Genomic DNA, 14,635 nt, shown 5'->3' with positions numbered 1-14,635 from the left:
TCACAAGCGGTCGGTGATCCCGCACCACACAGCGAACCCGGTCAACGTGTCCACCTTGCGAGCCTCCGCACGTGCCAGTGCCCGAACCGTCTCGTGCACCATAGGGTTGTAGCGGGTTTGCGCCGGCGCGACCAGCCTTGCATCCTGCAAAGCCGACAGTGCCCGTACCCGATCTCCGTACAACAGCCACGCGCGGGCCACATCCATGTGGTGGTGTCCGATGCGCTCTTTCGGCGCGCCCGGCGGAAGGATGAGGGTCTTTGCGCGGGCGAGTGCTTCGGGCGCATCCATGGCTTCGACGGAGAGCGCGACCGACCATATACCGACATTCGTGGGGCCGAACGACAACACTGGATCCAGGTCGTCCCCAAGGCGAACTGCTGTTTCGCGTGCTTCGGAAAGGTGAGCGTTCGCGGTGTCCCGATTCCCGCCACGTGCTGCCGCAAGCCCGGACTGAAGATGCAGCCCACCCCAGGCGATCAAATCGTTCCGCTGCCCCGCGGCCAGTCGTGGTTCCATATTCGATCGACATCGCTCCAAGAAGCTCGCCGCAGCTGCCCAGTCCCCGCCGGAAGTGAGCATGGCGGCGCGCTGGAACTGGGCGGTCGCGGTCCATAGGGGATGCCCAGATTTCGTAGCCGCCCAGGCCAACCGATCCACTGCCGTCCCGGCAAGGTCGGCGTAGCCGAGTTTGTGCGCGAGACTGTGCGATGAGTAGTACAACTCGCACAACATCACCAGCGCCTGGTCACGATCATGACCGGTACTGCGGTGAACGGCGGCGCGTACCTCACCCAGCAGTGGCAGCAATTCCTCGCTCATGCGATGGAATGAGGCGTTGCGGCGGTATGTGCAGATACGGTGGACCGCTGCCGTGAGTTGCGGCAATGGGCGTGTCTGGGCCACAGCAGCGTTGTCGAGATCGTAGGCCGCCAGTTCGGTCCGCAGACCTGCGACAGCGGCGTGCACTTCAGTGTCCTGGCCTGGTGCGGGCGCGAATGGCTGCCCGGTGATATCGGGCACGCTGACCCGAAGTGTTTTCGCTACGGCTCCGATGAACGCCTGCGTGGCGGGGGCGCGTCTCTGCTCCACCGCGCGCACCAAACCGATCGAGACGTTGGCGCGGGCAGCCAACTGCCGTTGGGTCAGCCCAGCCAGTTTCCGTGCCTGGGCTACTCGCGTAGCTACCGCGTAATCGGTCATCCTCGTCACCGTTTCAGTAGACCCCACCCTCAGTGCCAAGAGTACGAAAATCTTTCGCACTTCGATGAAGCCGGCTGCGGAATGGTTGGAATCGGCCATCCGGCGCAGTGCACTCGGAATGTGTTGAGACACCACTAGTCACATCCCCCGTTGAGTATCGAGGGTTCGCTATTGGTGCTGCCGTCCGCAACATGGCGGACTTCGATACGCCCTGAATGCGGGTGCCGAGCCCTCCGCCCTCAGGGAAGCCAACCAGCCCTGGAACGGGGCTGCACCGGGAACTCTCGGGCCCGATGCGGGGGTTTGACCACGACCACGACGTCCACCACACGAGAGATCTCCGATGACAGAGACGCCCCCGCTGCCTACTCGAGTATCGAAGAACCAGGCCATGGCTACCACGCTCCAGATCTGGCACAACCGCAACCGTGGACTGATGGAGCGAATTGCTGCCGGCCTCCGAGCACTCGACCACCCTGCAGGGTGCAGGTCGCCAGAGCCGATACATGGGTACGCGCACGCACATCAGGTGATGGGTGTGCATACCGGTCACCGCTGCCCACGCTACGACCTGGCTGTCCGCTACACGCAGCAGGCACGCTAATGACGGCACTGCGGCGCGCCGTCGTGTTGTGCCGACCCGACACCGCAAGCCGCGAAATCCAGGGCCTGGCAACTCGGTACGCGCTCGAGGTCGTCTATTCGGTATTCACCGACACCGAATCACCGAAACTCGCCGCCATGATCGCCACACAACACATTATCGAGCACAACGCCGAGGTATTGGTGGTTCCGCATCTGACCACAATGGTTGTGAACGATCGGCATTGGCGGCCTGTCATTGCACTTGCGGAGGTCATCGCGGCCGATGGCCGGGTTCATCGGTTCAGTCCCACTCGTGCCGGGTTCACATCGCCGGGGCTTTCCGCCTTCCCCTCAGCACCCGGACCGCCGGATAGGTGAGCGGACCGCGTTCGGCGACGACTATGTCGTCAGCAGGGCGGCCGGAAGGACCGGTGATGCCATGACTCACGAAACGCAGCAGTACGGGGGAATCTTGGTGGCAGACTTCGGTATGTGAACGATGCCCCGTCTCCCACAATCACCTGCGGCGGACGCATCCGCGCACAACCCGACGCGCACGGCCGAGCCGGTCGCCTCGCTGCCGCGCTCGCCGACTCCGGTGTCGAGCGCGGTGACCGGGTCGCGATCATGGCGCGTAACGACATCGAGTTCCTGGAGATCTCACTCGCGATCGCCGGGTGCGGCGGTAATCCGGTTCCGATCAACACCCGCTGGCTGGCAGCGGAGGTCGCACATGTGCTCGGCGACAGCGGTGCTCGCCTGGCTATCGCGCACACCGAGTTCGTGCCCATCCTCGAAGCTGCCCGCGAGCAGATCGGGGTCGATATACAGCTGCTCGAGGTGGCGATGCCCGAAGAGCTGGTAGCGGAGGCGGAACTGGACCGGGCGCTGGTCCAGCCGACCGGGCGCCACCCATTGCTCGAGCAGTGGGTCGAGGCACAGCCCGAGGCACTCGGATACATCGAGGGCGCGATCGCCGACTCCATGGGCCTCATCTACACCTCGGGCACCACCGGCGCCCCCAAAGGCGTGTTCCGGGAGCGGATGACACCGCACCAGCTGCTGTCCATCGCCGGGGGCACCGCGCAGCGGATGGGCCTGGCGCCGGGCGGGCAGATGCTCGTGGCGGGGCCGCTGTATCACACCAGCCCGAACGCCGTCGCCGTGCTGGCGCTGCGGATGGGCACGGATATCACGATCATGCCCCGCTGGAACTCCGAGAAGTTTCTTCAGCACATCGACCGCAAGCGGATCCAGCAGGCCAAGGTGGTGCCCACCATGCTGTCGCGGCTGCTGTCGCTGCCGGCGGACGTCCGGGCACGCTATGACGTGTCGAGCCTGACCCATCTCATCCATTCCGCCGCCCCGTGCCCACCGGCGGTGAAGCGGGCCGCGATCGACTGGTTCGGTGAAGCCCTGTGGGAGTTCTACGGCAATACCGAGACGGGGACAGTCACCTGGATCTCGGCCTCGGAGTGGCTGGAGCACCCGGGATCGGTCGGCCGGCCCGTAGACGGTTCGGCCGTGCTGATCGCCGACGAGCACGGCAACCCACTACCTTCCGGTGTGACCGGTCGCGTCTACGTGCGCGGCGCCGACTACTGGCCGCGGTTCACCTATCTCAACAGGGGCGCTCCCGAAAGCCCGGTCGAGGACCTGATCTGGGTGGGCGATCTCGGCCACGTCGACGAGGACGGCTGGTTGCATCTGGCGGGCCGCTCCAGCGAGATCATCATCCGCGGTGGTGTGAACGTCTACCCCGCCGAGATCGAGAACGCGATCATGGCGCTGGACGGCGTGGAAGACGTCGCGGTCCTCGGCCTGCCCGATAGCGGTGATCTCGGCGAAGCAGTCACCGCGTACATTCTTGCCCGTCCCGGCGCCGCACTCGATCCCCACGGGATACGCGCAGCACTCCGTGACCGGATCGCCGACTACAAGGTGCCCACCGCGGTCCATCTCGTCGACGAGCTCCCCCGCGACGACTCCGGCAAGGTCTACAAGCGGCACCTCCGTGATCATGCGGCGGAACCGGCCTCCGAGACGCGGATGCGGTACTGATTTACCGAGGAAATCCCAGGCCACAGGGTGTCTCGGGACCCCAGTCCACTTCGCGGGAACCCCTGCCGCACGGAGCCATTCGAGAAATCCTGCTCGCATCCCGAGCAGTGATCCCACAGCCGCACCCGCGGCCGGCGATACTGTTCAGAACCAGCGCTCCAGAACCGCGGCCACGCCATCGGCACTCACGTCGGCGGTCACCTCGTCGACGACCTCGTGCAGTTCGACGGGCGCGTTCGCCATGGCGACGGAATGCCCGGCCCAGGCGAACATCTCGCGGTCGTTGAACCCGTCGCCGATCCCAGGGTGGCTTCCCGCGGAATGTTCAGTGCCCGGCGCACCTGCTCCAGCGCCCAGCCTTTGGACACGCCCTGGCGGGAGACCGTGAGCCACGGGCCGAACTCACCGTAGACCCAGCTGATATCCGGAACGGCCAGGGTCTCCAGCAGACTGCGCATCTCGGTGACCGATCCCTCGGGCCACCAGCAGTTCAGCCGGGGTGTGGGCACACTGCACAGTGTGTGGTGGTCGACCACCATGTATTCTCCGCCGGCGTAGTATTCCCCCGGACTCATTCCTGTCGCCCAGAAACCCGAGCCCACCTGCTCCGCGGTGAAGATCATCTCGGGGAACAGTTCCCGCAGCGCCGTCACCGTCGGCCGCGGATCGAAGGTGTGTACCGCGGTCGGCTCGGCGGCTTCGATATCGATATGCACCGCCCCGTTCGAGCAGATGGCGTGCCCCCGTACAAGTCCCAGTTCGGCGAGCACCGGCCGGGTGCTCAGCACGGTCCGCCCGGTACTCACCACGACATGCGCTCCGGCCGCCACTGCCGCACGAACCGTTGCCGCCACCCGATCGGTCACCGGCGCACCGGTTTTCAGCAGTGTGCCGTCTACATCCAATGCGATCAGCCGCGGCGGGCCCCCGTCTACATCCACCTGTCGATTCTCCCGCGGACCGGGTTCCCCGGCACTGGATTTTTCGGATTCGCGCCGGGCCGCCGCGCCCGCACCCGCCGTTTCCTGCTCGAATACTGTTCGCGCCGTCCAGCTGTCGTCCGGGTAACTCACGATGAGCGCCGGTGTCGGGCGTCCGGTCGGTCGTTGCATGGGTCGTGGCCCGCTCACCTGTGGTTCCCGAGCCGGACGTCAGTTATCGGAGCCACCGCCCGAGGACTTCCCGCCTGAGCCGTTGCTCCGGGAGGACCCGCCGGCGTGGCCGGAGGAACTGGCGCCGCCGGAATCGGAGCCCCGGGATTTCGATCCCTTCGACGAATCGGAGCCGCCGGAATCCGAACCGCCGTTACTGCTCGAATAACCGCCGCCGAAACCGCCGGAATTGCTGTTCGAACCGCCGGATGAATCGGATCCGCCGAAGGAGGGCCCGCCCAGGCCGCTGTCCGAGCCACCGAAACCGTTCCCGCCGAAGCCACCCGAATCACCCGCGCCGAAACCGCCCGAACCGTAACCGCCAGGGTCGCCCGCACCGTAACCGCCCGAATCACCCATGCCGTAACCGCCCGAATCACCCATGCCGTAACCGCCCGAATCACCCATGCCGTAACCGCCGGGATCGCCCGCACCGAAGCCGCCAGGGTCGCCCGCACCGTAACCGTCCGAGTTGCCGGCGCCCGATCCGTCGTCCCCGGACTCCGGCGCCGGGGTATCGCCCGAACCGCCCGGCGCCGTCCATCCGCCGCCCGGTGCCGACCAGTCACTACCCGGTGCCGACCAGTTGCCTCCCGGTGATTCCTCGCCACCGGACCAGTTCCCACCCGGTATGTCCGGCACTCCCGGGTAACCGGTATCGGGGAGTCCCGGCAGTCCGCCGGTGCCGTTGTCCGAACCGTGCTCCGGCCCATCGGTTTCCCCACCGGGCGGTGCGCCGGGTGGATCGACGACGGGCGGTTCGCCCGGATCGGTGCCGCCGGGGAGTTCGATTCCGGGAATCTCCGGCTCCGCGGGGCCCGGACCGGGCCGTACCGGGAAGCCGGGGGGTTCGAAGGGGATCGGATTCTGGAACTGCGCCGGATCGCTGTAGCGGGATTCGTTGTCGGCGTGCCGGTCGCGGGGTGAGGTGTGCGAGTCGTTACGGTCGCCATCACGATCCGGCGCCGAGTCCGCGGGCGCCGCCGCGGTCCCGGGCATGGGGGGCCCGTACGGTCGCGACACCCCCGCGGGAGTGATATGCGGCCCGGCGCTCAGTGGCGCGTAGGACACGCTCCATCCGGCGCCGGAGCGTTCCACCTGCGCTTCACCGTGAATTTCGTACAGCACCGCGCCCGGGGTCTGTAGCGGCATCCGGTCCGGATCCGGTACCACGGTGTCGGCGGCACCGTTGCCCAGGATGGTGGCCGCGGACATGGCGACCGCGGAAAACACTGCGGCACCCGAGAAGATCGGGGCGTGCCTGGCGTGGGACGAGGCAGCCAGCGGAACGCTCTCCGCGGCCATCGCTGCGGCACCGAGCGCCACGCATTGCGCGGAATCGGCGGCGATCATCACCGGCACCCCCAGTTCGGCGAGGGTTTCGGCGACCTGCGGTGGCCGCGCCGCACCGCCGACCACCAGGATGCGGCCGATATCGGACAGTGCGACACCGGCCGAGCGCACCGCGCCGCGCACTACTTCGAGCGAATCCCGGATATGTTCGCGGCGCAGCCCTTCGGGGTCGACGAAGGACATCAGCGACACTGTCCCGGTACCGGGTTCGGCCGGGCCGATCGCCCGGTCACCCGCGCAACGAGCGATCATCGCGCCGAGCGGGCGGCCACCGAAATCGTAGGAACGCACCGGCTTTCCGACGACGGGGTGATCCGGCCAGTCCATCCCGGTCCGTACCACCGCGACATCGAGACTGTTCCCGCCCAAGTCGTAGACCAGGGCGAATCCGGTATCCAGCGGGCCGTGTTCGGCATCGAGCCAGTGCGCGGCGGCTACCGGCTCCGGAACCAGTTGGACATGCCCCACACCCGCGAGGTCGAGACTCTGCCGGAGCAGGTCGAGTTGTTTGGCGCTGTATCCGGCCGGATGGGTGGCGACCACTCCGGCCGCGGGTTCGGCGGTGACCAGTCCCTGCACCACCGAGGCGAAGATGGTGGCCGGCGCCCAGATCCGGCCGTCGACATAGACCGATTCGGGGTCGCGGCCCAGGTCGGCGAATTCGCTTACCGCCGTGGAGAATCGGGTGATTCCCCCGAGCCGCGCGGTTCCGCGGTTGTCGAATCCGACAGCCGTCCGCCGTGTCCGCACGATCGGCCGGGCGCCGTGTTCGGCGACCCGCGCCGAGACAACGTTCACCGTGCCGATACTGATACCCAGGCCAGAAGTCATTTGCCATCCCGTCAAACGCACCGAGACCACGTCCTGCGAAAAAGCCATGGGCGCGGTCGTTTTCCAAACAGCGACCACAGGTTAGCTGCAATGGCTCGAATAAATCGAATAATCGGCGATGAAAGTGGCAGTTACGGAACAACTCCCCGAATATCGGCCGGAAAACAAACCGATAGCCCAATTATCCATTCCGAATGAAATGGGCTTTGAACTGGGGATTCAACAGAAACACCTAGGCGCACACCACTACCTGTCGACGCGTCCGCAGGTAACCCCCACTGACACCCGGACGTTCATCCGGGCACGACCGCCCACCGGTAACCGATCAATAGCTACTCGCGCGGAATTCGCCTCGCGCAAACGAAGACCGCCCGCCCGGTGCGATACCGGACGGGCGGAACCTGGAGGATCGCTTCAGGTGCGAGCGAACAAGCGGCGTACCGGCGCGGCCGAGCGGGCCACCGCGCCCGCGGCCCGGACCTGCGGCCGGCGCTGCCGCAACAGCCGGTCGAAAGCCTCCGCGCTACCTGCGGGCCCGGCCAGCCGGCCGGTGTTGAAATCGTCGGCAAGCTGTTGCACGGTTTCCTGGGCGCAGGATTTGTTGGTACCGATGAACCCGGTGGGACCACGCTTGATCCAGCCGGTCACATACGCGCCCGGATATACATCGCCTTCCGGACCCGTCAGCACCCGGCCGGCCCGATTGGGGATGATCGCGCGTTGTTCGTCGAACGGCAGACCGGGTGTGGGAACTCCTCGGTAGCCGACCGAGGTGAGCACCAGCCCGGCCTCCAAGAGATCGATATCGCCCGTGACGACCGCGCGGGCACTGCCGTCGTCGCCGGGAACCAGCTCGGTCCGGTCCACTTCGATACCGGTGACCGCGTCGGGCCCGAGGATCCGGCTCGGCGCGCTCTGGTAGCGGAAGACGATCCGGCGCCGCTGCCCGAACGGCCGATCGGCCACCTGGTGCAGCAGTTTCAGCTTCTGTTCCACCTGATACGGCAGGTCGCCGGTGAGTGGCGGCAGGTCACCGTCGATCGCGATATCCACATCGCAACCCAGCAACCCGACGAACTCCGGGACGGTGAAGGCCGATTCGGCCGGACCACGCCGGCCGAGCACCACGACCTCGCGTACTTCGCTGCGCCGCAGTGCTTCGAGCGCGACCGGCGAGATATCGCTGCCGGCCAGTGCTTCCGGATCGGTGGTGAGGACCCGGGCCACATCGAGCGCCACATTGCCGTTGCCCACCACAACCACGCGGCGCTGGGACAGATCGAAATCGTCGTCGGCGTGATCGGGATGCCCGTTGTACCAGGCCACGAAATCGGTGGCCGAGACGTTTCCGTTCAGACCTTCCCCGGGGATGCCGAGTTTACGGTCGGCGGAGGCACCGACCGCGTAGACGACAGCATGGTGGTAGGCGAGCAGTTCTTCGTGCGAAATATGTTTGCCGACCTCGACATCGAAGTACGACCCGAATCCGGACTGCCGCGACATCACGTCGAACAGTCCGGCGACCTTACGAGTCTTCTCATGATCCGGTGCCACGCCGTAGCGAGCCAAGCCGTAGGGAACCGGCAGCCGGTCGAACACGGTCACCCGCACATCCGGCTGGGTGAGCAGTTCGTCCGCGGCGTACATGGCCGAGGGCCCGGAACCGACCACCGCGACCCGCAGCGGGCCGCGACCGGCAGTATCGATCGGCGGCGCCGGAACCGGCCGGGCGAGTATCGGGCGTGGTCGCGACTGCCGGTAGAAATCGGCGTTGATCTCGATGAACGGCTTTTGCTCGTCGGTCAATTTCTTCGACGACGTGATGGCGTCCACCGGGCAGGCCGAGGCGCAGGCGCCGCAGTCCACACAGGCGGCCGGGTCGACGTAGAGCATCTCCGCGGTCCGGAAATCCGGTTCGTCCGGGGTCGGGTGAATACAGTTGACCGGGCAGGCGTAGACGCAGGAGGCGTCGCTACAGCACGACTGGGTGACGACGTAGGGCATGAAGTCCTACCGTTCTTCAGGCCGCTTTGCCGGGCACGGCGCGCAGCGGCTCGGAGCGGTACCGGGTGGCATGCCCGGCGATGCCGAGGGCCTTCCACACACGCTTGGCGATCGGGTTCATCAGGCCGATGTCCTCGGCCAGCATGCGCACATAGCCGAAGTAGTCACTGAAAGTCTGTTTGGCGTCGGCCGAGCCGTAGAACAGCTCCTTGCGGACACTGCTCGGAATATCGAACTCGTCGAAGAACGCCTTGGGCGGGGTCACGATGGCGCGGCCCAGGATCCACATGACGATCGGCATGGCCAGCGACAGCACGAACTTGTTCATCCGCGATGATTCCGGCACATGCTTGGCGAGGAATTCGTGGGCGAAGGAGATGTGGCGGGCTTCTTCGGCCACGTGGATCGCCATCACCCCGCGCATGATCGGATGGACTTCCTCACCCGAGCGCAGGATGTCCTTCTGGATGTGGTCGATCGGCTCCTCGCCACCGAGCACCGCCATGAAGAAGAGATTCGGGAAGGCCACCGCGACCGGGATGACGATATGCCGGAACTGACGGACCAACGGGCCCATGCCCGGTACGTCGGCACCGATCCGGTTCACCATCTCCTGGAACATCAGGGTGTGGTTGTGCTCCTCGATCATCTCGTGGGAGCAGTAGCGGAACTCCGGATCGCCGTTGGGCAGACCGAAGACGTGCTGCATCATGCCGCTGATCAGGATGGCCTCGAACTGGAGACCCACCTTGGCGACATTGGCCTGGCGGTATTTGCCGAGAGCGATCTTCTGCTGGTCGGACAGCGCCCGGTACCAGGGATGGCGCCCGATGGTATCGCCGGATACGGGCAGGATCCAGCGTTCGGGCCGCGCATCGACATCGAAGTCCGGGTGGTCCCAGTCGATATCTTCGAACGGGTCGAAATTCCGGTTGACCGAGCCTTCCGACAACAGCAGCAGCTTTTCCGCGTACTCCTGGGCCTGAGCGACCAGCTGGTCGTCGGAGACCGTGGTGGCTGAAGACGTCATCGTCATGCCTCTCGTCAATGATTCCGGCTTAACTGTTTCCCATAGTTACAGCTAATGCGGGGTACGTCAACACGACATTCGGCGGAACCGGACCACGGTCGATAACCAAAAGGCATCACCGCAGTTCAACGCACAGAACGAGGGAAGCCTTCAACGCTCGCAGAACTGCCGCTCCCGGACGCCCGGGACGTTGCCCCTCCCCCTTTGCGGGAGTTCCGGTCACAGGTACTTGCCGATTCGCCGGATAGAACGCGCGGCTCGAACCGGAGCGGATGGGTGGGTCCTAGGCGACCGGCAGTTCCGGAATCCGCGTGGCGCGGGCGAAGACGGTCTCCCCCTCGGCCAGCCGCAACGCCTCGGCATCACCACGGGTCACCTGCGCGACGAACAGGTCCCCGGTAGCGGCATTGCGCATTTCCACCCGGACCTCGAACCCGAGCCGCACCACCCGTTCGATCGTCGCGCGGGTAACGCCCGCCGATTCCGCCGTGCCCTCGTAGGCGGCCAGCGCCATACTCGGGTCCCGGCCGACCCGGATATCGTGCGGCCGCACCAAGTGGCCGTTCAACCGCGCCACCGCACCGAGGAAAGTCATCACGAATTCGCTGGCCGGCCGGTCGTAGACATCCTCGGGACTGCCGACCTGTTCGATGCGGCCGGCGTTCATCACCGCGATCCGGTCCGCGACGTCGAGGGCTTCCTCCTGGTCATGCGTCACCAGCACGGTGGTCACATGCACTTCGTCGTGCAGGCGGCGCAACCAGGTGCGCAGATCCGCGCGCACCTTCGCGTCCAGCGCACCGAACGGTTCGTCCAGCAGCAGGACCTGCGGGTCCACGGCCAGTGCGCGAGCCAGCGCCATCCGCTGGCGCTGGCCACCGGAGAGCTGCGCCGGATAGCGATGCTGGAAACCGTCGAGCCCGACGATGCCCAGCAGTTCGTCCACTCGTCGGGCGATTTCGTTCTTGGGGCGTTTGCGGATGGTCAGGCCGAAGGCGACATTGTCACGGACCGTCATATGTTTGAACGCCGCGTAGTGCTGGAAGACGAACCCGATATCGCGTTTCTGCGGCGGCACCCGGGTCACGTCGCGACCGCTGATGGTCACCACGCCCGAATCGAGATTCTCCAGCCCGGCGATCGACCGCAACAGGGTCGATTTCCCGGAACCGGAAGGGCCTAGCAGCGCGGTCAGCTCACCGGAGGGGATCTCCAGGCTGACATCGTCCAGAGCGGCGAAAGAACCATAGTTCTTGCGCGCATCGGTCACAGTGATCATGGGCGGCCTCCGGCATGCACGGTCATGACACGTCCCGCTTACGTTCCAGGAGCGTCATCAACAGCAGGGTGATGAGCGCGAGACCCATCAGCAGGACTGCGGCGCTGTAAGCGCCGAAATCGTTGTGATCGTTGATATAGCGTTCGTGCACCAGCAGGGTGAGTGTCTGCGAGACACCGGGGAAACCGGACGACACCATGATCACCGCACCGAATTCGCCGAGCGCGCGGGCGACGGTGAGCACCACACCGTAGGTGAGACCCCAGCGGATGGCGGGGACGGTGATCCGCCAGAAGGTCTGCCAGCGGGAGGCGCCCAGGGTCGCGGCCGCCTGTTCCTGATCGTCACCGATCTCGTGCAGTACCGGTTCCACCTCGCGCACCACGAACGGCATGGTCACGAAGATCGTCGCCAGCACCATCCCGGGCAGCGCGAAGATCACCTGGAAACCCCATTCGGTGATCACCCCGAACCAGCCGCCCACACCCCACAGCATGATCAGCGCGACACCCACCACCACCGGCGAGACCGCGAACGGCAGATCCACCAGACCCTGCAGTAACCGCCGGCCCGGGAAGTTCCCGCGCACCAGGGCCAGCGCGATCACCACCCCGAGGATCACGTTCACCGGTACCACGATGACCAGGATCACCATGGACAGGTTGAAGGCGGAGATAGCCGCCGGCGTGCTGATCTGGTCGATGAAGGCGCCGATACCGTGCTCGAACGCCCGATACAGGATGATCCCCAGCGGCAGGACCAGCAGCACGAAGAGGTAGCCGAGCGCCAGCACCCGCAAGCTCACCCGGCTGGGCGTGGACAGTTTCATCGGGCCTCGCGCTCCTTCCGGGCCGTCCGTTCGGCAAAAACCCGCAGCACCAGCAGGGCCACGAACGCGATCACCAGCAGCGCCACCGATACCGCCGCCGCGTTCACCGGCCGGTCGATTTCGATCTGCTGCTGGATGTACTGCGAGGCCACCTGTGTTTCGCGCGGGATATTGCCGCCGATCAGCACCACCGACCCGAATTCGCCGATCGCCCGGGCGAAGGCCAGCCCGCCGCCGCTGATGATCGCGGGCGCCAGGGTGGGCAGCACAATCCGCCGGAATGTGGTCCAGTTGTCCGCACCCAGCGACAGCGCCGCCTGCTCGACCTCACGATCGGCCTCGATCAGCACCGGCTGCACCGATCGCACCACGAACGGCAGCGTGACGAAGGCCAGAGCGACCACCAGCCCCGGCTGGGTGGCGTTGAGATGGATATCGATCGGACTCTTGGGCCCGTACAGCGCGAGCAGCACGATACTGGCGACAATGGTCGGCAGCGCGAACGGCAGATCGATCAAAGCGTTGACCAGGCCCTTGCCGGGGAAGTCGTCGCGCACCAGCACCCAGGCGATCAGTGTGCCCATGACGACGTTGAGCAACGCCACCACGATGGACACCAGCACTGTCACCCGCAGCGAAGCCAGCGCCAGCGGGTCGGTGATCGCGCCCCAGAACCCCGACCAGCCGTCGTCGAAGGCACTGAAGGTCAGCGCGGCCAGCGGTAGCAGCACGATAACGCTCAGCCACAGCATGGCTGTGGCGATACCGAGCGGACCCACCGACCCGGTGAACCGCAGCCAGGAGCCCAGCGGGCGGCGGGTGGGTTCGGCGCGCACCGCGGCGGGTGCGGTGTCGGGGCTGTGTTCGGTCACGAGTATCGAGTATCGCGTGTGGTCCGGGTCACCCGGCTACTCGGTCGCGTTGTCGTAGGCGACGGCGATCGCACCGGAGTCGGGAGCGAACAGATCGGCCTCCACCATTTCCCACCCGCCGAGGTCGGCAATGGTGTACAGCGTGACCGGTTCCGGGAACTGCTCGGCGTACTCGGCGGCAACCCCGGGATCGACGGGCCGGAAGCCGGCCTCGGCCCACGCCCGCTGGGCGGCCGGGGTGTAGAGGAAATCCCGGAATGCCAGCGCCTTCTCCGGATGCTGCGCATGTTCGAGCACCGCGACCGGATTCTCGATCCGGAACGTGGTCTCCGGCACGATGTGTTCCACCGGGTCACCGTGCCGTTCGGCGAAGATCGCCTCGTTCTCGTAGCTGATCAGCACATCGCCGGTGCCCTGTAGGAATGCCTCGGTGGCCTCCCGGCCGGATTTCGGCTGGACCCGCACGCGGGTGAGCATCCGATCCAGGAAATCTATCCCGGCCTGCTGATCGCGGCCTCCGTCGCTGGCCGCGGCATACGGTGCGAGCAGGTTCCATTTCGCGGAGCCGGAGCTGAACGGGTTCGGGGTAACCACCTCGACGTCCGGTCGCAGCAGATCGTCCCAGCCGCGGATGTTCTTCGGATTACCGGCCCGTACCACCAGAGTGACCACCGAACCGAACGGGACGCCGCGGGTGGCGTCGGCGTTCCAGTCCGGGTCCACCAGCCCGGCGTCGACCAGCCGGGTGATATCGGGTTCGAGGGAGAAGCTCACGATATCGGCGGGGGCGCCGCGGGCGATCTTGCGGGATTGGTCGGCGGAGGCGCCGTAGGACTGGCGCACCTCGACCCCTTCGCCTGCCTCGGTCTCGTTGAACGCCGGCACGACCTCGTCGTAGCCGGGTTTGGGGATGGCGTAGGCATAGAGATCGACCGTGCCGCCACTGCCGTCGGCGCCACGACCACCGACCTCGTCGCTGGAACCACCCGCACATGCGCTCAGCAATACGGGCACCGCCACGAGCGCGGTGAACATCCGGCGGCGCCCCGCCGGGCGGCCGGTACGCGGCATGTTGGACCTTTGCGCGCCGCATCCGCGCCGAGCGCGTACGGGCCCGCGGCCACCGGGACCGATCACAGCGTGAACAACCAGGCGATGATCACCAGCACCAGCAGCGCGGCCAGTGCGAGCTGTACTCGCGAGCGCGGCATCAGCCCACCTCGCTTCCGGTCTCGGGGGCTCCGTCGGTTTCGTCGCGCCCCAGTGCCCTGGCGGCCAGGCGGACGGCCCGGTCGATGAGATAGGCGATCCCGAAACTGATCGGCACCATGCCCACCAGCACCACGAGGAACTGCGGGATGAACGGCAACCCCGCCACCCACAATTCGAACCCGTCCCACCAGTCGGCAATACGCTCCACGGCGACCAGCGTAGAAC

12 protein-coding genes are annotated in these 14,635 nt (G+C 66.3%); 1 reads left to right on the top strand and 11 read right to left on the bottom strand.

What is annotated here, in order from left to right:
• Positions 1-1,203 (bottom strand): helix-turn-helix domain-containing protein, encoded by a 1,203-nt coding sequence (locus tag NS6_RS25485; RefSeq protein WP_068046975.1) that lies wholly within the window; start codon positions 1,201-1,203, stop codon positions 1-3.
• A 1,077-nt stretch (positions 1,204-2,280) separates the two neighbouring features.
• On the opposite strand from NS6_RS25485, the gene NS6_RS25475 reads away from it, so the two are divergent.
• Positions 2,281-3,849, top strand: a complete 1,569-nt coding sequence (locus NS6_RS25475; protein ID WP_068046475.1) for an AMP-binding protein — start codon at positions 2,281-2,283, stop codon at positions 3,847-3,849.
• A 144-nt stretch (positions 3,850-3,993) separates the two neighbouring features.
• Here the strand turns inward: NS6_RS25475 and NS6_RS34235 are convergent, their stop codons facing one another.
• The 10 genes from NS6_RS34235 to NS6_RS25430 form a co-directional block, all read right to left on the bottom strand.
• Positions 3,994-4,092 carry a hypothetical protein gene (locus NS6_RS34235; protein WP_245669505.1) on the bottom strand — a complete coding sequence of 33 codons (99 nt, stop codon included), beginning with the start codon at positions 4,090-4,092 and terminating at the stop codon, positions 3,994-3,996.
• On the bottom strand, positions 4,047-4,979 hold the full coding sequence (locus NS6_RS36035; RefSeq protein ID WP_157112939.1) for an HAD family hydrolase: 933 nt from the start codon (positions 4,977-4,979) through the stop codon (positions 4,047-4,049). Before NS6_RS36035 ends, NS6_RS34235 begins: the two co-directional genes overlap by 46 nt.
• 21 nt (positions 4,980-5,000) lie before the next feature.
• Positions 5,001-7,184 (bottom strand): Hsp70 family protein, encoded by a 2,184-nt coding sequence (locus tag NS6_RS25465; protein ID WP_168443464.1) that lies wholly within the window; start codon positions 7,182-7,184, stop codon positions 5,001-5,003.
• Positions 7,185-7,598: 414 nt separating this feature from the next.
• Positions 7,599-9,188, bottom strand: coding sequence for an FAD-dependent oxidoreductase (locus NS6_RS25460; protein WP_068046469.1), 1,590 nt, complete (start codon positions 9,186-9,188; stop codon positions 7,599-7,601).
• 16 nt (positions 9,189-9,204) lie between these two features.
• A complete protein-coding gene (locus NS6_RS25455) occupies positions 9,205-10,224 on the bottom strand; it encodes an AurF N-oxygenase family protein (protein ID WP_068046467.1) in 1,020 nt (339 codons plus the stop codon).
• Positions 10,225-10,501: 277 nt separating this feature from the next.
• Positions 10,502-11,497, bottom strand: a complete 996-nt coding sequence (locus NS6_RS25450) for a sulfate/molybdate ABC transporter ATP-binding protein (RefSeq protein ID WP_068046464.1) — start codon at positions 11,495-11,497, stop codon at positions 10,502-10,504.
• 22 nt (positions 11,498-11,519) lie between these two features.
• Positions 11,520-12,326 (bottom strand): sulfate ABC transporter permease subunit CysW, encoded by an 807-nt coding sequence (cysW, locus tag NS6_RS25445; protein WP_068046461.1) that lies wholly within the window; start codon positions 12,324-12,326, stop codon positions 11,520-11,522.
• Complete coding sequence (cysT, locus tag NS6_RS25440; protein ID WP_068046972.1) at positions 12,323-13,162, bottom strand: sulfate ABC transporter permease subunit CysT; 840 nt, start codon at positions 13,160-13,162, stop codon at positions 12,323-12,325. Before cysT ends, cysW begins: the two co-directional genes overlap by 4 nt.
• 72 nt (positions 13,163-13,234) lie before the next feature.
• Positions 13,235-14,269 (bottom strand): sulfate ABC transporter substrate-binding protein, encoded by a 1,035-nt coding sequence (locus NS6_RS25435; protein WP_068046458.1) that lies wholly within the window; start codon positions 14,267-14,269, stop codon positions 13,235-13,237.
• 139 nt (positions 14,270-14,408) lie between these two features.
• Positions 14,409-14,618 carry a hypothetical protein gene (locus NS6_RS25430; RefSeq protein ID WP_068046455.1) on the bottom strand — a complete coding sequence of 70 codons (210 nt, stop codon included), beginning with the start codon at positions 14,616-14,618 and terminating at the stop codon, positions 14,409-14,411.
• Between the last annotated feature and the right edge of the window lie 17 nt (positions 14,619-14,635).

The organism is Nocardia speluncae NBRC 108251 (assembly GCF_001613245.1).
GTDB lineage: Bacteria > Actinomycetota > Actinomycetes > Mycobacteriales > Mycobacteriaceae > Nocardia > Nocardia speluncae.
The sequence above is the reverse complement of the archived record's forward strand: the minus strand, read 5'-3'. Positions and strand labels throughout refer to the sequence as shown.